At 53.9% G+C, this 19097-nt stretch carries 13 protein-coding genes and 4 tRNA genes; 7 read left to right on the forward strand and 10 right to left on the reverse strand.

Annotated elements, in window-relative coordinates:
- Positions 1 to 27: 27 nt before the first annotated feature.
- The 4 genes from rlmM to SK38_RS17745 all read right to left on the reverse strand — a co-directional run bounded on the left by rlmM (position 28) and on the right by SK38_RS17745 (position 3045).
- Positions 28 to 1128 carry a 23S rRNA (cytidine(2498)-2'-O)-methyltransferase RlmM gene (rlmM, locus tag SK38_RS17730; RefSeq protein WP_003034040.1) on the reverse strand — a complete coding sequence of 367 codons (1101 nt, stop codon included), beginning with the start codon at positions 1126 to 1128 and terminating at the stop codon, positions 28 to 30.
- Positions 1121 to 1516, reverse strand: a complete 396-nt coding sequence (locus tag SK38_RS17735) for a DUF423 domain-containing protein (RefSeq protein WP_003034037.1) — start codon at positions 1514 to 1516, stop codon at positions 1121 to 1123. Before SK38_RS17735 ends, rlmM begins: the two co-directional genes overlap by 8 nt.
- Positions 1517 to 1534: 18 nt before the next feature.
- A complete protein-coding gene (gene gcvA / locus SK38_RS17740) occupies positions 1535 to 2452 on the reverse strand; it encodes a glycine cleavage system transcriptional regulator GcvA (protein WP_003034035.1) in 918 nt (305 codons plus the stop codon).
- 365 nt (positions 2453 to 2817) lie between these two features.
- Positions 2818 to 3045, reverse strand: a complete 228-nt coding sequence (locus SK38_RS17745; protein ID WP_003825635.1) for a YgdI/YgdR family lipoprotein — start codon at positions 3043 to 3045, stop codon at positions 2818 to 2820.
- A gap of 192 nt (positions 3046 to 3237) precedes the next feature.
- Here SK38_RS17745 and csdA point away from each other — a divergent pair, with 192 nt between their 5' ends.
- Positions 3238 to 4443, forward strand: coding sequence for a cysteine desulfurase CsdA (gene csdA, locus SK38_RS17750; RefSeq protein WP_048236691.1), 1206 nt, complete (start codon positions 3238 to 3240; stop codon positions 4441 to 4443).
- Complete coding sequence (csdE, locus tag SK38_RS17755) at positions 4443 to 4889, forward strand: cysteine desulfurase sulfur acceptor subunit CsdE (protein WP_048236692.1); 447 nt, start codon at positions 4443 to 4445, stop codon at positions 4887 to 4889. The genes csdA and csdE overlap by 1 nt, the downstream gene beginning before the upstream one ends.
- 77 nt (positions 4890 to 4966) lie before the next feature.
- Here the strand turns inward: csdE and tcdA are convergent, their stop codons facing one another.
- Both tcdA and mltA read right to left on the reverse strand, forming a co-directional pair.
- Entirely contained in the window at positions 4967 to 5773 is an 807-nt protein-coding gene (gene tcdA, locus SK38_RS17760; RefSeq protein WP_003825630.1) for a tRNA cyclic N6-threonylcarbamoyladenosine(37) synthase TcdA, read from the reverse strand.
- Between the two features lie 108 nt (positions 5774 to 5881).
- Complete coding sequence (gene mltA, locus SK38_RS17765) at positions 5882 to 6979, reverse strand: murein transglycosylase A (RefSeq protein WP_008785702.1); 1098 nt, start codon at positions 6977 to 6979, stop codon at positions 5882 to 5884.
- Positions 6980 to 7184: 205 nt separating this feature from the next.
- On the opposite strand from mltA, the gene SK38_RS17770 reads away from it, so the two are divergent.
- The 4 genes from SK38_RS17770 (at position 7185) to SK38_RS17785 (ending at position 7710) form a co-directional block, all read left to right on the forward strand.
- A tRNA-Met gene (locus tag SK38_RS17770) sits at positions 7185 to 7261 on the forward strand.
- 152 nt (positions 7262 to 7413) lie between these two features.
- Positions 7414 to 7490, forward strand: a tRNA-Met gene (locus tag SK38_RS17775).
- A 33-nt stretch (positions 7491 to 7523) separates the two neighbouring features.
- Positions 7524 to 7600: transfer RNA gene (locus tag SK38_RS17780), tRNA-Met, on the forward strand.
- A gap of 33 nt (positions 7601 to 7633) precedes the next feature.
- A tRNA-Met gene (locus SK38_RS17785) sits at positions 7634 to 7710 on the forward strand.
- A 74-nt stretch (positions 7711 to 7784) separates the two neighbouring features.
- Here SK38_RS17785 and amiC read toward each other — a convergent pair.
- A complete protein-coding gene (gene amiC / locus SK38_RS17790) occupies positions 7785 to 9038 on the reverse strand; it encodes an N-acetylmuramoyl-L-alanine amidase AmiC (RefSeq protein WP_048215635.1) in 1254 nt (417 codons plus the stop codon).
- A 235-nt stretch (positions 9039 to 9273) separates the two neighbouring features.
- Here amiC and argA point away from each other — a divergent pair, with 235 nt between their 5' ends.
- Positions 9274 to 10605, forward strand: a complete 1332-nt coding sequence (argA, locus tag SK38_RS17795; protein WP_008785703.1) for an amino-acid N-acetyltransferase — start codon at positions 9274 to 9276, stop codon at positions 10603 to 10605.
- 97 nt (positions 10606 to 10702) lie between these two features.
- Here argA and recD read toward each other — a convergent pair whose 3' ends face one another.
- From recD to ptrA, 3 genes are read right to left on the reverse strand one after another with little or no spacing between them, the layout of a single operon-like run.
- A complete protein-coding gene (gene recD, locus SK38_RS17800; protein WP_048236693.1) occupies positions 10703 to 12532 on the reverse strand; it encodes an exodeoxyribonuclease V subunit alpha in 1830 nt (609 codons plus the stop codon).
- Positions 12529 to 16074, reverse strand: a complete 3546-nt coding sequence (recB, locus tag SK38_RS17805; protein WP_048236694.1) for an exodeoxyribonuclease V subunit beta — start codon at positions 16072 to 16074, stop codon at positions 12529 to 12531. Before recB ends, recD begins: the two co-directional genes overlap by 4 nt.
- Positions 16067 to 18955, reverse strand: coding sequence for a pitrilysin (gene ptrA, locus SK38_RS17810; RefSeq protein WP_048236695.1), 2889 nt, complete (start codon positions 18953 to 18955; stop codon positions 16067 to 16069). Before ptrA ends, recB begins: the two co-directional genes overlap by 8 nt.
- Positions 18956 to 19097: the final 142 nt, after the last annotated feature.

Raw genomic sequence — 19097 nt, forward strand, 5'->3', positions numbered from 1 at the left:
CGCCGCCATCCGGCCTGGGTTGTAGCCTTATCGCTCGTCGCGACGACCGCCGACGGCAGCCCACAGACGACGTACGTGAACGGTTACTTCTTCACGGTCATGATACAGCTGACGCGCCTGAATCTGGGCATTTACACCATGTTCATCAAGCTGGGCCTGAATGTAAGCCAGGTTCTGTGATACCTCTTCGTAGCGTTTTTTCATCGGCAGCTTGAGGTTGAAGATCGTCTCACGACACCAGCCGTTGACCAGCCATTGTGCCATCAGCGCGGCAACCTTCGCCGGCTTCTCCACCATGTCACAGACCATCCACGAAATGTTGTTGCGATTCGGACGGTACTTAAATCCGTCTTCACGTAGCCAGGTGACCTGCCCGGTATCCATCAGGCTTTGCGCCATCGGACCGTTATCCACGGAGTAAACCCACATATTGCGTTTAACCAGTTGATAGGTCCATCCGCCAGGGCAGGCGCCTAAATCCACCGCATACATTCCGTTCGCCAGACGCTCATCCCATTCATCGGCAGGGATAAACACGTGCAGCGCTTCTTCCAGCTTGAGCGTTGAACGGCTCGGCGCATCGGCTGGAAACTTCAGACGCGGAATCCCCATGTAAAACGGTGAGTTATTGTCAGGCCAGGAATAACCGGTATAACAACAGCCAGGGGCGATAAAGAAGACGTGAACCACCGGACGCTTTGGCGTTTCATACTTTGCCAGTACGCCCGCTTCGCGCAGCGCTGCACGCAACGGTACGGTAAATTTACGGCAAAATTTAACCAGCTCTTTGCTTTCATTGGTGTCGGCAACTTCTACTCGCAGATCGCCACCCTTTTCCACCACGCCCTGCAACATGCCAACGATCGGTGTAATACGATCTTCCGGCGGTAAGTATTGCAGCAGCTCGCCCACCACAAACATTTGACGAGCAAAAATCAGCGAACTAAACGGCAGCTCTTTCACTAACTTTTCAGCATCGTCCTGCTGATAGCATTCGAAGATGACGTAACCCGCATTGTCTTTCACGCGGGCAAAACCGAAGATTTCCCGGCGTCCTGCTTTATCCGTAATTTCTGCGGCGCACTCTTTTTCAAAACCTGGGCGACACAACAATACAACCTTATTCATGGCTAACGCCCTTACGTTTCAATCGAATAGCGCCCACTAACATCAGCGCCCAGCCTACGAGGAAGCTGAAGCCGCCGACAGGGGTAACAAACGCCCACAGGCGTAAATGAGAGAGCGCGAGACAATACAGGCTGCCGCTAAACAGCACTGTACCTAATGCCAGAAACACGCTACTCCAGTAAAACCAAATACTAATGCGCCGTTGCATGGCGACGGCCAGGCCAAAGATAGCCAGCGTATGAAACGCCTGATACTCAAGGCCGGTCTGAATCCACCCCATTTCAACAACACCGAGGGTTTTGCTCAGAACATGTGCCCCAAAGGCGCCCAACGCCACAAAGATAAAGCCACTTACGGCGGCAAAAATCAGCATAAAACGGCTGGTCATTTGAATACCCTACGTAAATTATTGTTCATAACGAAAGCGGAATTTTTCTTGTTCCGTGGCCGCTTTCGCCAGAATCCACTGACGGAAGGCGGCTATTTTACCCAGTTCTGCCTGACTGTCATGACAAACCAGATAAAATGCGTTTTTGCTGACCAGAACATCGTTAAACGGACAGACCAGTCGTCCGGCTTCAATTTCGGACTGCGCCATGACGTTGTTAGCCAGCGCGATCCCCTGTCCATGGATTGCAGCCTGTAGCACCATGGCGCTATGGCTGAAGATAGGTCCCTGCTGCACGTTGATATGATTCAGGCCAAGCTGGCGCGTATAGGCTTGCCAGTCTCGTCGCGACGCATCATGCAATAAAGTGTGTTTTGCCAGGTCGTCCGGTGTCTTTAGCGGTTTATCACCGGTAAGCAACAGCGGAGAGCAGACCGGCAATAAATATTCTGCGTACAATTTTTCAACGCGCAGACCCGGCCAGTTGCCGCGTCCGTAGAAAATCGCCACATCAACATCATCAGCCAGTTTGTCTTCCTGACGGTCCACCGCCTGGATCCTGACATCGATTCCCGGATAAGCTGAGTTAAAGCTAGAGAGTCTGGGCACCAGCCATTGGATCGCAAAACTGGGCAATAAACTAACGGTAAGCGCACCTTTTGCACTACGTGCCTGAAGTTTACGCGTCGCGTCGGTTAATTGCGAAAAAATCTCTTTAATGTCGAGAAAGTAGCTTTGACCTTCTTCCGTTAACAGCAAAGATCGATTGCGTCGACGAAACAGTTTTAGCCCCAAAAAATCCTCAAGTGACTTGATTTGGTGACTTACTGCGGCCTGCGTCACAAAAAGCTCTTCTGCTGCGCGAGTAAAGCTTAAATGACGCGCTGCAGCATCAAAAACACGTAACGCATTTAAGGGTGGTAATCGTTTTGACATGACTTTTAGGCTTTGATGTTAAATGAATTTAACAATTAGCTAACAGGCTGTAACCTATTAGTTTTTTTTATCTGAGCCATTATAAATTGTCCGTTGAGGTTCTACCAGCAAATACCTATAGTGGCGGCACTTCCTGAAGCCGGAACGAAAAGTTTTATCGGAATGCGTGTTCTGGTGGGCTTTTGGCTTACGGTTGTGATGTTGTGTTGTTGTGTTTGCAATTGGTCTGCGATTCAGACCATGGTAGCAAAGCTACCCTTTTTCACTTCCTGTACATTTACCCTGTCTGTCCATAGTGATTAATGTAGCACCGCCAAATTGCGGTGCTTTTTTTTGTCCACGTTTCGTCGATGGCCGACCGGCTATTATTGCTCCAGTTCTACCATCTCTTTCACGTCAGTGCGGTTAATCTGCTGTTTGTTGCCGTTAGCGTCTTTATACGAAATCATCCCCGTCTCATTATCGGTCTGTGGTTTACCATCAGCTACGATTGATCGACCATCATTGGTGTGCATCACGTAATTCGAACCAGAACAGGCGCTCAGGGCAAAAGTCAGCATACAGGCAGAAATAATGGCGGCAGTCTTTTTCATCTTCTTCTCCTTAAAGCGATTTATGCTATTAAAAACATACTCCGTAACAGGCAAAATTGTTCGCCTAACGCTATTTAGCATAAGACACTGAACGGGCTTTGCCAGGATATCCAGAGTATTCCGATGGTTAGCACAACCCTTGTATCAATGCCCTTTTTGCGCCACGATCGGTTTACTGAACTGAGGAATACCATGAACGCTTTTAACCCCGCGCAGTTTCGCGCACAATTTCCCGCACTCAACGATGCTGGCGTCTATCTCGACAGTGCTGCTACGGCGCTGAAGCCACAGGCGGTCATTGAGGCTACCCATCAGTTTTATAGCCTGAGTGCCGGGAACGTCCATCGCAGCCAGTTTGCTGAAGCCCAGCGCCTGACCGCACGCTATGAAGCCGCGCGGGAAAAAGTCGCACACCTGATTAATGCGTCGGATGACAAAACCATCGTCTGGACCCGCGGCACAACGGAAGCGATCAACATGGTTGCCCAAAGCTATGCGCGTCCACGCCTTCAACCGGGTGATGAGATTATCGTTAGCGCAGCGGAACATCACGCCAACCTCGTTCCCTGGCTGATGGTCGCGGAGCAAACGGGGGCTAAGGTCGTCAAACTCCCACTCACCCCCCATTTATTGCCAGACGTTGAGCGCCTCACGCAGCTCATTACCCCGCACAGCCGCATTCTGGCGCTCGGGCAAATGTCGAACGTCACCGGTGGCTGCCCGGATCTGGCCCGCGCCATTACGCTCGCCCATGCGGCTGGCATGGTGGTGATGGTTGATGGTGCCCAGGGGATTGTGCATTACCCTGCCGATGTACAGCAGTTGGATATTGATTTCTATGCGTTTTCAGGCCACAAGCTATATGGCCCCACCGGTATTGGCGTGCTGTACGGTAAGCCGGAACTGCTGGAAGCCATGTCTCCCTGGCTTGGGGGCGGTAAGATGATTAGCGAAGTCAGTTTTGACGGTTTCACCACTCAGCCCGCACCATGGAAGCTGGAAGCCGGTACGCCTAACGTTGCAGGCGTTATCGGGCTAAGCGGGGCGCTCGAATGGCTGGCGGACGTCGACGTTGGGCAGGCCGAAAACTGGAGCCGGGGTCTGGCGACGCTGGCAGAAGATGCCTTGGCGAAACGCCCTGGCTTTCGTTCCTTCCGCTGCCAGGACTCCAGTCTGTTAGCCTTTGATTTCACGGGTGTTCATCACAGCGATATGGTCACTCTATTGGCCGAATATGGCATTGCGCTGCGCGCGGGGCAACACTGCGCACAACCGCTGCTGGCGGAACTTGGCGTATCCGGAACACTACGCGCCTCATTTGCCCCTTATAATACCCAAAGCGATGTGGATGCGTTGGTCGCAGCCGTCGACCGCGCGCTGGAAATATTGGTGGATTAATGACAAGCCCTCAGTTCGCTGGACACCCGTTTGGCACAACCGTAACCGAAGAGACGTTACGCAATACCTTTATCCCGCTTACTCAGTGGGAAGATAAATATCGCCAGCTGATTCTGCTGGGTAAGCAGTTGCCGGCGCTCCCGGATGCGCTAAAGGCACAGGCCAAAGAAATTGCGGGCTGCGAAAACCGAGTCTGGCTGGGGCATACTCTTCATGAGAATGGCACTCTGCATTTCTTCGGCGACAGCGAAGGTCGAATAGTACGTGGACTGTTGGCGGTATTACTCACCGCGGTCGAAGGTAAAACGGCAGCCGAGTTACTGGCGCGTTCTCCGATGGCGTTATTTGATGAACTGGGTTTACGCGCGCAGCTCAGCGCCTCGCGTAGCCAGGGACTACATGCTCTGAACGAGGCGATTCTCGAGGCGGCCCAGAAAGCTGGATGACGACGCTGATACGTCTTATCCGGCCTACAACACTGCACGAACTGTAGGTCGGATAAGCGTAGCGACATCCGACACAATCAGGCCTGACGCGCGGCCTTCGCCATCATCTTCTTCAGCGCATGGGAGACAGCAACAAAGCCAAAGGTGGCTGTCACCATGGTGGCCGCGCCAAACCCGGACGCGCAATCCATACGCTTCGGCCCTTCCGCCGTCGCTTTCATCGCACATACCGAGCCATCCGCCTGCGGGTAAACCAGCGCTTCGGTCGAGAACACGCAGTCCACGCCCAGCTTGCCTTTGCTGTTTTTCACCACGCCAAAATCGCTTTTCAGCCGCTCACGTAGCTTGGCCGCCAGCGGATCCTGGATGGTTTTTGCCAAATCAACGACCTGAATCTGCGTAGGATCGATCTGTCCGCCCGCACCACCGGTGGTCACCAGCGGAATTTTGTTACGCCGACAGTACGCAATCAGTGCCGCTTTTGGGCGCACGCTATCAATCGCATCGATAACGTACGAAAATCCCGCATTCATATATTCAGCAACGTTATCTGGCGTAACAAAATCATCGACCACGTTCACCCGGCACTCCGGGTTAATCTGTCGGATACGCTCCGCCATCACTTCAGCTTTTGCCAGACCGACGTTATCACGCAGCGCATGGATCTGGCGGTTTGTATTGGTGACGCACACATCATCCATATCGATGAGTGTGATAGCGCCAATACCGGTTCGCGCCAGCGCTTCCGCCGCCCATGACCCTACTCCGCCAATCCCAACCACGCAAACGTGCGATTGGGCAAACAGCTGCAACGCATTTTCGCCATACAGACGTGCCGTACCGCCAAAACGTTGGCGCCAGGCATCGCTAATAACCACAGACATAGAACCTCAAATTCATTAATACCGAGCAGTCTTACTGCCTTATGCCGGCTACGCCTTATCAGGCCTACTCAATAATGTAGGCTTGATAAGCGAAGCGCCATCCGGCAATTAACCGCTGAACACGTTACCCGCACCCGGCGCTGTTTTTAGTACCCATACGCGACCGTAGTGATTATACCACCCGGCACGGTGTCCGGCGTCAGCGCCAATACCCTGATAGATGTCGAAGTGTTGCCCTTTAATAGCCCCACCCACATCTAACGCCACCATCAGGCGCAGTTCGTACTGGCCGGTAAACTTGCCGTTATTGTCCAGTAACGGGACTTCCGCCAGTAACGTTGTGCCCGCAGGAATGATACTACGGTCAGAAGCTACGGACGCGCGGCCAATCAGCGGCACCGCGCTGGCCCCTTTCACCGGAGCAAAAGATTGCGGTTTAAAGAAGACAAACGATGGGTTCTGCTCCAGCAGCTCACGCACTTCGGCTTCGCTGTGTGTTTCACCCCAGTGGCGAATAGCCTGCATCGACATATCTTCTTTTTTCACTTCGCCACGGTCGATAAGCACTTTACCGATACTGCGATAGGCGTGGCCGTTTTTCCCGGCATAGCTAAAGAAGTTGAGCGGGCTGCCATCGCCAAAATCGATGTAACCACTGCCCTGAACATCCATAATGAAGTTATCCATCAGGGAGTTGCTGTATGCCAGAATATAATTGTCGCTTAGCGCGCCCGCGTAGATCTCGGCACGAGAGGGTAAGCGCCCACGTTTTGGCGGCATGCGATAGATAGGATACTGAAACTCGCCCTGGCGCGTATGGCGCGCCTGGATAACCGGTGTGTAGTAACCGGTAAACTGGACGTTACCGTAGTTGTCCGCCCCTTCCATTTGCCAGGCATCAATACCAAACTGGCGCATACTGCGCGTATCACCGCCCGCACGTAACCATTGCTGGATAGCGTTGTAGACGTCGCTCTGGTTGCCGTACAAACGTGGCGAAGCGCTGCGAATTTGATTAACCTGCTCGGCGAAATCACCGGCATTGATTGGCGCGCCAACCGCATCAGGCTGGTTCACCAGTGAGAAAGGCTGGGTAAATTTCCCGTCTTTATACTGCTGCCCACGATCGGTGGGTTTTGAGGAACACGCGGCGAGCATCGCGACTACAGCTCCCGCCAGAAGATATTTTGCCCAACGTCCTTTCATTGTTCTCGTCTTATGTTGCCTGAATGCGAGACGAAGATAACAAACCCCCGAACCTAATGAAATGCGTATACATACCCGAACGCAAATTTTGAGCAAAAAATAATCCAGAATGCGTTGTTTTTGTTCATTTTCACCCTAAAAACGTGATCAAGGTGAAAAAAGGGTTGCATGAAAATGCGAGCAGAGTATAGTGCGCATCCACGGACGCGGGGTGGAGCAGCCTGGTAGCTCGTCGGGCTCATAACCCGAAGGTCGTCAGTTCAAATCTGGCCCCCGCAACCAATTAAAATTTGATGTAATATTTTTGCAAAGTAGTTCGAATCACAGCAAGGCGGAGACGCAGTGAATCCTTAGGAGCTTACTCCAGTAAGTGACTGAGGTGAACGAGGAAAGCCAACGCTGATGTGGTTTGAAATACGAAGCAAAAAGACGGACGCGGGGTGGAGCAGCCTGGTAGCTCGTCGGGCTCATAACCCGAAGGTCGTCAGTTCAAATCTGGCCCCCGCAACCAATCAAATTTGATAAAATATAAGCAGTACGGTGACGCGGGGTGGAGCAGCCTGGTAGCTCGTCGGGCTCATAACCCGAAGGTCGTCGGTTCAAATCGGGCCCCCGCAACCAATCAAATTTGATAAAATATAAGCAGTACGGTGACGCGGGGTGGAGCAGCCTGGTAGCTCGTCGGGCTCATAACCCGAAGGTCGTCGGTTCAAATCCGGCCCCCGCAACCAACACATTAAACACCTTAACGGGTGTTTTTTTGTTTCTGTCGCCCATAAAAAAAGCGCTTTTCAGCGCTTTTTTGTTATCCCCTTCTCGCCAGCGTAGCCCCATCGGCAAAGTAGGCTTTAATCCCTGCCAGAATCGACTCTGCAACTTCCTGCTGGAAGGTCGCCGTTTTGAGTTTGCGCTCTTCCTCAACGTTACTGATAAATGCCGTTTCGACCAGAATAGACGGGATATCCGGCGCTTTTAGTACCGCAAACCCGGCCTGTTCAACCTGGTTCTTGTGCAGATTGTTGATTTTGCCAAGCTTACTCAATACCGCTTTACCAAACTTCAGACTGTCGGCGATGGTCAGCGACTGCACCATGTCGAACATGGTGTGGTCGACATAGCGGTCACCGCTCTTACTGACGCCACCAATGAGATCCGAGGCGTTCTGGGTCTGCGCCAGATATTTCGCGGCGGTACTTGTCGCACCTTTGGTCGAGAGCGCAAACACCGACGAACCGCTGGGTTGTCGACTGGTAAAGGCATCGGCGTGAATAGAGACAAACAGGTCAGCACGCTGCTTCTGCGCTTTCGCCACGCGGACTTTAAGCGGAATGAAGATATCTTCATTTCGTGTCATAAAGACCTTCATGTTGCCCTCTTTCTCTATGAGGGCTCGCAGGCGGCGGGCAATCTGCAGCACCACATCCTTTTCACGCGTCTTGTATTTCCCCACCGCACCGGAGTCTTCTCCGCCGTGGCCTGGATCGAGCATAATGACAATGGGACGATCGCGCCCCGCTTTACCCGGCTGCGGGCCACTTTGTGCAGGTGGCACCTGTTTATCCAGATCGCCCTTGTTGTAATCTTCCAGCAATGCCAGCAGCGGATCCTGAACGTCCTGGGCATTCGCGGGATAGAGATCCATCACCAGACGTTCTTTAAAGCCTGCCACCGGAGCCAGAGCAAAAAGTTGCGGCTTCACATTCTGTTTCAGCTCGAACACCATCCGCACGGTCTTTGGATCAAACTGGCCAACGCGCGCCGACTTAATATACGGATCGTCAGGACGAATCTGCGTCCCAATGCCCTTGAGCACCGAGTTCAAATTAACGTCTTCAATATCCACAACCACACGCTCAGGATTACTCAGGGCAAACTGTTTGTATTTCAGCAGACGGTTAGATTCTACCGTGACGCGAGTGTAGCTGGACGCAGGCCAGATACGTACGGCAACGACCTGACTCACGGCCGCCAGACCCACCTGGCTGACGCTCAAAAGCCACATAGCACCCGCACCTTTCAATAAACGGCGGCGACTGATTGCTGAATTGGATCCCGACATGCTTCTCCCGAGCAAAAGAAATCTTTTTAAGAGGTAATACGTAAAACGTCCGAATTGACCGGAAACTTTAGCGAATGACGCATAATCTGTCATCTATAAAAGGGTAAACATTCTTTTTATATTCACGGCATTACTGAGAAAAATCTTCGGCATGGGTAAAAATTACGCTTGCGCACAGCGCCAAAACAGAATAAAAATACACAAATTACGAATAATCATGCAATGAGGGTGTACCGTGGTGAAGGAGCGTAGAACCGAACTGGTACAGGGATTCCGCCATTCTGTTCCCTATATCAATACCCATCGGGGAAAAACGTTTGTCATTATGCTGGGCGGCGAAGCCATCGAGCATGAAAACTTTTCCAGTATCGTCAATGACATTGGTCTTCTTCATAGCCTCGGCATCCGCCTGGTCGTGGTCTATGGCGCACGACCGCAGATTGATGCCAATCTTGCGGCGCATCATCATGAGCCGGTGTACCACAAAAATACGCGCGTTACCGACGCTAAAACGCTGGAGCTGGTCAAACAGGCTGCGGGTTTACTTCAGCTTGATATTACCGCCCGCCTGTCGATGAGCCTGAATAATACGCCATTACAGGGTGCTCACATCAATGTGGTCAGCGGTAATTTTATTATCTCTCAGCCTCTGGGCGTTGATGACGGCGTAGATTACTGCCATAGCGGGCGTATTCGTCGTATTGATGAAGATGCCATTCACCGCCAGTTAGACAGCGGCGCAATTGTGCTGATGGGCCCGGTCGCCGTTTCCGTCACCGGTGAGAGCTTTAACCTGACGTCAGAAGAGGTCGCCACGCAGTTGGCTATCAAACTGAAGGCCGAGAAAATGATCGGCTTTTGCTCCTCTCAGGGTGTCACCAACGATGACGGCGATATTATTTCCGAGCTGTTTCCTAACGAAGCTCAGGCTCGCGTTGAGTTGCAGGAAGAGAAAGGCGATTACAGCTCCGGCACGGTGCGCTTCCTGCGTGGGGCAGTGAAGGCCTGTCGCAGTGGCGTACGCCGTTGCCATCTGATCAGCTATCAGGAAGATGGTGCATTGCTGCAGGAACTGTTCTCCCGCGACGGGATCGGTACGCAGATCGTAATGGAAAGCGCCGAGCAGATCCGTCGCGCTACCATTAACGATATCGGCGGGATTCTGGAGCTTATCCGCCCGCTGGAGCAGCAAGGTATTCTGGTGCGCCGCTCGCGCGAGCAGTTGGAAATGGAGATCGACAAATTCACCATTATTCAGCGTGATAACCTGACCATCGCCTGTGCCGCTCTGTACCCTTTCCCGGAAGAGAGAATTGGCGAAATGGCGTGTGTAGCAGTGCATCCGGACTACCGTAGCTCGTCACGCGGGGAAGTGTTGCTGGAACGAATCGCCGCGCAGGCCCGGCAAATGGGGTTGAGCAAGCTGTTTGTGTTAACCACACGCAGCATCCACTGGTTCCAGGAACGCGGCTTCACGCCGGTGGATATCGACCTGCTGCCGGAAAGCAAGAAAGAGATGTACAACTATCAGCGGCGGTCAAAAGTGCTGATGGCGGATTTGGGGTAAGAGTCGTTGCCGGATGCGGCATAACTGCCTTATCCGGCCTACGTCGCTGGCACATCTTTTTTAGGCCGGATGGCGCTGACGCTTATCCGGCCTACATCTACATCATGCCGTCATTAAATAATGCTGACAGTCCGCTGCGACGTTCGGTACGGGTGGCAATGGCGCGGCTCAGTATCCGCTCATCAGCATACAGCGACAGGCGGCGACGCGCGCGGGTAACGGCGGTATAGACCAGCTCGCGGGTAACCACGGGTGAATGCTGGCTGGGTAAAATCAACGCCGCGTGGTCAAACTCAGATCCCTGCGATTTGTGCACCGTCATCGCCCAGGTGGTTTCATGTTCAGGCAAGCGGCTGGGCTGCACCGATTTGATAGAACCATCCGGCAGCGCAAACCACACCCTCAGGCCCTGTCCACGGTCGAGGGCAATGCCGATATCACCGTTAAATAATCCCAGCGAACTGTCATTGCGCGCGATCATCACCGGCCTTCCCTCATACCAGCGGCTATGGGTCGAACGATGAATTTTACGTTTTTGCGCCATCACCTGCTCAATGCGTTCATTCAAACCACTAACGCCAAACGGACCTTCCCGCAGGGCGCATAGCAGCTGATACTCATTGAAGGCCTGAATGACAGCCCCCGGCTCCGCACCCTCGTGCAACAAATCCAGGTAGTGCCCATATCCCGCCAGCGCCTCATCCAGCATCGCGGCATAATCCTCGCTGCTGTGTAGAGTGCGTTTTTCGATGTCGCTAAATCCCTGCTGGAACACCGTTTTTATCGCAGTTTTGTCGCCGCGATTAATTGCCACAGCCAACTGACCGATTCCGGAATCGCTGCCGAAACGGTAGCTCTTTTGCAGCAGGCACAGACTGTCGCGCAACGCTGCTGCCTGAATTCCCGACCCGGCAGGAATAGCGCTCCCGGTCAGGCGACTGAGCTGGCGGGCGCGTTCCGGGGTAAACCCGTCACCAACGAAAGCACAGATATCCCCCAGCACGGCCCCCGCTTCGACGGAAGCGAGCTGGTCGCGATCGCCCAGAAAAATCACCCGTCCGTGCGGCGGCAGCGCATCGATAAGGCGCGACATCATCGGCAAATCAATCATCGAGGCTTCATCCACCACCAGCACATCCAGATGCAGCGGGTTTCCCGCATGATGACGCAGGCGCTGACTGCCAGGCTGAGCGCCTAATAATCGATGCAGCGTACTGGCGTCATCGGGGATGCGTTTCTTTTGCTCATCGGTTAGCGGTAGCTCTCGTAACGCCGCTCCCAGTGAGGCGGTCAGGCGCGCAGCCGCTTTTCCCGTTGGCGCCGCCAGTCGAATACGACAGCGCTCACCGTCGGCCATTTGAATCAACGCCGCCAGCAGCCTTGCGACCGTTGTCGTTTTTCCCGTCCCCGGTCCGCCTGAGATCACCGATATCCGGCGGGTGAGCGCAACAGCAGCGGCTACTTTTTGCCAGTTAACCCCCTCCGATAGCGGAAACAGCGCCGCCAGCGTGTGGGTCAGCCGTTGTTCATCCACTTCAATGGCGTGGTTCACTTCACTGAAAAAGCGAGCTACCGTACGTTCGTTATGCCACATCCGGTTCAGATACAAGCGATCGCCGTACAGCACCAGCGGCGTGGGTTGCTCGCCACGGCTTACCGCACTGGAAGCCAGCAGACATTCCGCCCAGTCTTCTGGCTCGCCCGTTTCAGCGAGCCAGGCGCTTAACAGAGGATGCGCGTCCTCGCTCAGAGATAACCGTGAAAGCGGTAAGCAGACGTGCCCTTCTCCCGCTTCACGGCTGAGCAACGCCGCAGCCAGCGCAACGGCTGGGTTATCACTTCCGGCAACCGCCAGCGCGAATTGAGCATCCAGAGGCCGGAGCTGTTTTTGCTCAACAGCCTCCAGAAATCGTTTCTGGATTGTCATAACATCGTCTCCTGCACCGCACCGGCAAACAACTCGTCCATCAACGCAATCAACTCTCCGTCAGGTCGGGTCGCGTAAATTCCCTGCTGCGGATTTTCACTGTCAACGCCGCGCAGGAAGAGATAGATAACGCCGCCAAAATGGCGTTCATAATCGTAATCAGCAATGCGATGGCGTAAGTAGCGATGCAGCGCGAGGGTATAAAGTTGGTATTGAAGGTCGTAGCGATGCGCCTGCATGGCAGAGGCCATTGCCTGCTGCGTATAGGCGGAGCTGTCTTCGCCCAGCCAGTTCGATTTGTAATCGAGCAGGTAATAACGCCCCTGGTGGCGGAATACCAGGTCAATAAAGCCTTTCAGCATGCCGCGAACCTGCATAAAGTCCAACGCAGGGCACCCCGCCGAGAGCGGATCGTATTGGCGAATTAACGCATCAAGCTGGTTGGCCATCAACGGCTGCGAAATCGGCAGATAAAACTCCATCTCCACCTGTTTTTCACGCGCGGAAAGCTGGTTCAAACTCACACCCGTCTCGTTGAGAGGCGCCTGCAAAATGGCGTCCAGCCATTCGGTCAAAACCGGCGTCCAGTGTGCGTCATAACCGCCCAACGCCAGTTGCTCCTCGACCCAATGCGGATCCACCGGTTGCGTAAAATCGAGGTCTTCAAACAGGCTATGCAAGAACGTACCCGGCGAAGCGCCGCGCGGGAACTGGTGCGGTGTGAGTCCTGGTTCTTCAATAACCTCACCGACGCCTGCGGCATCGATATCCAGTCGTGGGATCAGATCCTGCGCGATACCCTGTCCACGCTGTTGCAGACCGGAATAACTGGTCACGCGCCAGCTATCGCCGGGCTTACGCCGCAGTATTTTCGCACTCAGTTCGCTGCTAACAGCCTGCGCAACCTGCCAGGGTTCACCGTCAGGCTGCGCGGGAGTCTGGCAAGCAATATCGTTGCTACAAAGCGCTTCAATCGCGCTACGCAGACCCACGGCATCCATCGGCTCACCTTTTTGCAACAGGCGACCAAGTGCGCTCTGATGCACATCGGTATCCCCTTTTTTATCGCCCCGACGTCGTACCAACGGCGCAACGCCAAGGCTGCAATGCCATACCGAACGGGTTAGCGCGACATACAGCAAACGCAGATCTTCCGCCAGACGCTCTGCTTCGGCTAGCTCAACGCTCTCCTCAGCATCGCTGAGATCCAGCACGGCTTCAAAAGAGCTACGATCGTGGTAGAAAGCCTGATCCTGAACGCGGAAATTGGTGATAAACGGCAGCCAGACCAGCGGATACTCCAGCCCTTTCGATTTATGGATGGTGACGATTTTGACCAGATGCTTGTCGCTTTCCAGCCTGAGCTGCTGGCTGGACGCGTTGCTGTCGGGTTCAAGAATATGCTGGGACAACCAGCGCACCAGCGCATGCTCGCTTTCCAGCTGCGAGCCCGCTTCCTGCAACAGTTCGCTGATATGTAAAATGTCGGTCAGTCGACGTTCGCCTCCCGCCGTCGCCAGCAGGTTCTCTGCAATCTGGCGAGCCGTCATCAGCGCACGTAGCATCGGCATCACGCCGCGTTTATGCCAGATCTGACGATAGCCGTCGAATTCTTCGACCACCGCATCCCAGGCATTCTCGTCGGTATTTAACGCTTCAATATCCTGCGCATTCAGACCCATCATTGAGGTCGCCAGCGCGCTACGCAACGTGTTCTCACGTTCCGGCGTCATCACCGCCTGCAGCACCCATAGCAACTCCTGCGCTTCCAGCGTTTCAAATACGCTGTCACGGTTGGAGAGGTAGACAGAGGGAATGGCCAGTTGCGTCAGCGCATCACGGACCAGCGCCGCTTCCTGGCGGCTACGCACCAGTACGCTGATATCTGACGCGCGTACCGGGCTGGATGCTTTGCCACTGACCAGTTGCGCTGCGCCAGAATGCCCGGCTTTAAGCCAGTCGCGAATTTGTGTGGCGCACACCTGGGCCATGTAGCTCTGATAATCGCCTACGCCGCAACTTTCTCCTTCCATCAGCCACATACTCATAGCTGGCTGCGTTTCGCCGTGCAAAACAAACCGTAACGCCTGGTTTTTTTCTGCGGATTTTACCGGGCTGAAAGGGATTTCGCGGAACATAAAGGCGTCGTCCATCTGGCTGAAAAGCGTATTCACGCTATTGACCATGCCGGGGGCCGAACGCCAGTTGGTATCAAGCGTATAGTGTGCGCTGACTTCGCTGCGCGCCTTCATATAGGTGAAGATATCCGCGCCGCGAAACGCGTAAATTGCCTGTTTCGGATCACCAATTAGCAGCAGTGCGGTATCCGGCTGATGCTGCCAGATCCGACGAAAAATACGGTACTGCTGCGGATCGGTATCCTGGAATTCATCGATCATGGCGACCGGAAAACGAGTACGAATAGCCGTCGCCAGCGCATCTCCGCTTTCACTGCGCAACGCCGCATCCAGACGGCTGAGCATATCGTCAAAACCCAGCTCGCCGCGGCGACGTTTTTCCTCGGCAACTGCCGAGCGGATCTCCGCCAGCGCCCGGGTGATCACCAGATCGCGGAGAGTTAACGGTTCGCTAAGCAGTTCATCAATAGCGACAAACAGCGGGTGCTGAGGGGTTATCCCGCCCGCTTTGGTTCGCTCTTCCAGAAAACGCTGTGAGAATTTCTCCAGCGCGTCAGGAAGCTGATAACTTTGTGTTTCTTCCTGCGCCCACGCGCTGATCTTTTCGATCCACTTGCCCTGATTACCGCGATTAAATTTACGCCGGTCAATTCCGGAGGCTTCCATCAGGCCATCCAGCTCATCAACAGAATCACGCCATTGCTGCTTGATCTGGTTAATGCGTGCGAGAATTTGTTCATGCCGGGCGGCCAGCGTTTCGTCATCAGACGGTGGCGCCTTGATAACCGGCGCTTCCCCCTGCAGATAGCGATCGATATCTCTCAGCAGCGCTTGCGGTCCTTTCCACGTTTCAAAAACCACCTGCGCAATGTCGCGGGGCAGCGGGTAGCAGTGCCGACGCCAGAAGTCCGCACAGGCCTGATAGCGCAGCAGCGATTCATCTTCTATCAGCTGCTGTTCGAACAGCATGCCTGACTCAAAGGCATTGAGACTGAGCATACGCTGACAAAAGCCGTGGATGGTAAACACCGCCGCTTCATCCATCTGTCTTTCAGCCAATAGCAGCCACTGCGCGGCCTGTTTTTTATCGGCAATTTCATCTAACAAACGGGCATATAGCGGGTTGTCGGTGGTTTCACGCAGGCAGGCAATTCGCAGTTCATGAATATTGCTACGAATTCGACCACGCAACTCTTCGGTAGCCGCCTCGGTGAAGGTAACCACCAGCAGTTCTTCGACGGTCAGAGGACGAGGAAAGGCGGCAGAGCCGCCCAGTCCAAGCAGTAAACGTAAATACAGGGCGGCGATGGTAAAGGTTTTACCGGTGCCCGCAGAGGCTTCAATCAGGCGCTCGCCCGTCAGGGGCAAGCGCAGTGGATCAAGGGACTCAGCGGCATCATTCATTCTTATCACTCATCAGGGGTAAGGTTTGCTGCAACGCGCTGACGGTCTGCCACACTTTCCAGCCTTCCGGGTGCACATATTCTGCTTTCCCATTCTGACTGCCGGAAACCTGTGACAATATCGCCATGCCTTGCGGCTCAACCACCGCCTGATGGAAGAAGTCGGCAAGTTTTTGCGGCGTCAGCAGTTTAATCTGAGCCACTATTTTATCACGTGAATCGAAGCGCATATTGCCGCGATCAAAATCTTTGCTTAACTGTGAGGCTTCTGCCCCCAGCGTTTGCGGCGCCTGCAGCATTTGCGCAATAATCGCCTGCTGAATTTGCGCGAACTCTTCAGGTTTCATCGCCCGCAGCTTCGCTTCCGCCGTCGGGAAGAACGCTTTATAACGCTCCCAGAGGTAAGACGGCTGCTTATCACTGCTTTGCAGCAGGAACCCCATTCCCCACTGACGGCCAACGCTCATCGGGAAAGCAAATACGGCGTAGCCTAACTGTTCTTCAGTACGCAGCTGATTGTAGAACCACGGCTGAACAATCTGACCTAACATAGCGCTGTAGGCTGAACTGGCGTATTCATCGTATCCGGTTGGCACAAATACCGCGGCCAGCGCTGAATCCGTGCTGCTGCCTGCTTTTTCGAAGATGACGGACTGCTTCTTGTCCACAACCACATCTTTGTTGCGACACCACTGTGATCCGTTCGCACCAAGCTGTTTTTGGATATCCCGCGCCATGCTCGTCGTCTGAGCTTCGCTCATATTGCCAATGACCAGGAATTCAGGTCGCGCACCGGTTTTTAAGGCGTCGCGGTAGGTCATCACCTCTTTCAGGGTGATGGAAGGCAGCAGCTTACGGCGCTCGTCGCGGGAGAAGTACGGTACCTGAGAAAGCATCTGCACCGGCATAATAGCCTGATCGTAAGCTTTACCCTTTTCTGCGGAATCCATCATCTGGGCATACCAGGATTTCGCCTGTTCCAGCTGTTCGTCCGTTGAGGTATAGCTGAAATATCCGCTCAGCAGCGCCTGAAAAAGCTGCGGCAAACGTTGGGTGTAGCCGTTGGCGTTAAGCATCAACCCATTGTTAGCGTTGGTAGAGAAACCAATTCCACCTACCGATGCCTGGTTACTTAACTGATCGAGCGCAATCCCTGCCAGGTAATCGTTAAGTGCGAATAAGACCTGGTTGCGGGCGCTGTCCATGGCTTTCGGGTTACGCAGGATCACGCTGACGTCAGCCTTCGGCTCGCTGGCAAAATACTGGCTCGGGGCATACACCACGCGTAAATCCGGCTCATCAACGATCAGCTCAGGATGAGCGTATTTTTTATCCGTCTTAATCAGCGTGAAATCATCCGGAATGTAGGGGTTCAACTCCGGTAACGACAGCGCAATGCCCTGCGCTTTTTGCTGCCAGTCGGCAAAGGTTTTGTCGCTGATTTTATCCACCTGGTAAGGCGCATCGACAAAATAAGCGGTTTTATTATGCGGCTCTTTCGCGCTGATATACCAGATACGCGCATTCTGCGGCGTCATCATTGCCAGACGTTGCTCAACGGCTTTCGCATCGTACTGGTCAGCAATATTCACCGCATCCAGCGTATGCTCGACGGGAACGCGGATCATGGTATCAGCCAGCCATTCCACGTAGTCCATATCACGGGTGATGGAGGGATAACGGAAATCGAGATCCAGCACGTGCGCCAGCTCGTCAAAATAGCGTTTATCGACACCTTTCTCGCGTAACAAATTGAGGTAGCTAAAGATTGCCGCGACAACTTCATCGCGGTTCGCCAGCCCCTTGTCGGTTAACGTCGCGGAAATGGCTAATACGCCGCTGTTCCCGTTGACCACCGGATCGGAGTCTGCGCGAATACCTTCAACCAGGCCCTGCTTTTGCAGCCAGTCAGACAACGTGCCCGGGCTACGATTGCCAATCAGGTAGGTCACCAGTTCATCGGTTTTACTGCGGAACTGCGTGCTGTTGTTATCGATACGAAACTCGACGCGCAATACTTTACGCGGCATTGCCGGAACATAGTGGATGATGATGCCCTTTTGCGCATCAGTGACGACCGGGACGGTAATCTCAGGCTTTGCGATATTCCTGTTCGGTACGCGCCCAAAGGTGTCAGCCGCTATCCGCGCCAGCTCTGGCAGCGGTTTATTGCTATAAATCACCGCCTTCATCAGGTTCGCAGAGTAGTACTTTTCATGAAATTTTTGTAATGCTTGCAGCACCGGGTTGCCCGGTTTATCGCTTAATGTCTCAAGATTCCCGCCAGAGAAACGCGAACCTGGGTGCGCCGGGTTGATCGTCTCAGCGCTCACCTGCGCCATACGCATCCCGTCTCGGGTACGCGCCAGCGTCAGCTCGGAGTTAACCGCGTTACGCTCGCGGTCGGCATATTTTTTATCCAGCAATGGATCGGCAATAGCATCCGCCAGGCGATCCACCGCCCCCACCAGTGCGTCGTTTTCGACTTCAAGATAGAAGGCCGTACGATAAGGCGCTGTGCTGGCATTGTGGCTACCGCCGTGCATTTTCAGGAATTCAGCCAGGCTGTCCGGCTGTGGGTATTTTTTCGAGCCCATCAGACACATGTGTTCGAGATAGTGCGCCAGCCCCTGATGATCGTCCGGATCTTCCAGCGAGCCCACGGGGACTACCAGTGCAGAAAGGGATTTCACGGCCTGAGAATCGGATACCAGCAGCACAACCATGCCGTTATCAAGGCGCACGGCCTGATACTGACGGGTGTCTTTATCGCTTTTACGGATGGTTTCAGCTAAAGGCTGCCAACCGGTATCTGCCTGACTTACGGGAACCCAAAGGGCGACGAACAACAGTAATGCGCTGAACCAGGTGCTGCGGGGCATTCACAAACCTCATCATTAACGAATTCACCTGTTCACTACAAACCACGCATAAATACGTGATCTGAACAGGGCAAGACTATGTGCTGAACGAGCCAGCATCTTCTCTTTGTAAGAATCAGTCCGTGACAGAATGCGCATCATA

The sequence above is a fragment of the Citrobacter sp. MGH110 genome (assembly GCF_001037515.1).
Lineage (GTDB): Bacteria > Pseudomonadota > Gammaproteobacteria > Enterobacterales > Enterobacteriaceae > Citrobacter > Citrobacter portucalensis.

Coding starts and splice junctions, on each gene's coding strand:
- amiC (WP_048215635.1), bottom strand. CDS start 9,038: ATGTCGGGATCCAATTCAGCAATCAGTCGCCGCCGTTTATTGAAAGGT.
- tcdA (WP_003825630.1), bottom strand. CDS start 5,773: ATGTCTGTGGTTATTAGCGATGCCTGGCGCCAACGTTTTGGCGGTACG.
- recB (WP_048236694.1), bottom strand. CDS start 16,074: ATGAATGATGCCGCTGAGTCCCTTGATCCACTGCGCTTGCCCCTGACG.
- csdE (WP_048236692.1), top strand. CDS start 4,443: ATGACAAGCCCTCAGTTCGCTGGACACCCGTTTGGCACAACCGTAACC.
- SK38_RS17735 (WP_003034037.1), bottom strand. CDS start 1,516: ATGACCAGCCGTTTTATGCTGATTTTTGCCGCCGTAAGTGGCTTTATC.
- mltA (WP_008785702.1), bottom strand. CDS start 6,979: ATGAAAGGACGTTGGGCAAAATATCTTCTGGCGGGAGCTGTAGTCGCG.
- rlmM (WP_003034040.1), bottom strand. CDS start 1,128: ATGAATAAGGTTGTATTGTTGTGTCGCCCAGGTTTTGAAAAAGAGTGC.
- ptrA (WP_048236695.1), bottom strand. CDS start 18,955: ATGCCCCGCAGCACCTGGTTCAGCGCATTACTGTTGTTCGTCGCCCTT.
- csdA (WP_048236691.1), top strand. CDS start 3,238: ATGAACGCTTTTAACCCCGCGCAGTTTCGCGCACAATTTCCCGCACTC.
- recD (WP_048236693.1), bottom strand. CDS start 12,532: ATGACAATCCAGAAACGATTTCTGGAGGCTGTTGAGCAAAAACAGCTC.
- SK38_RS17745 (WP_003825635.1), bottom strand. CDS start 3,045: ATGAAAAAGACTGCCGCCATTATTTCTGCCTGTATGCTGACTTTTGCC.
- gcvA (WP_003034035.1), bottom strand. CDS start 2,452: ATGTCAAAACGATTACCACCCTTAAATGCGTTACGTGTTTTTGATGCT.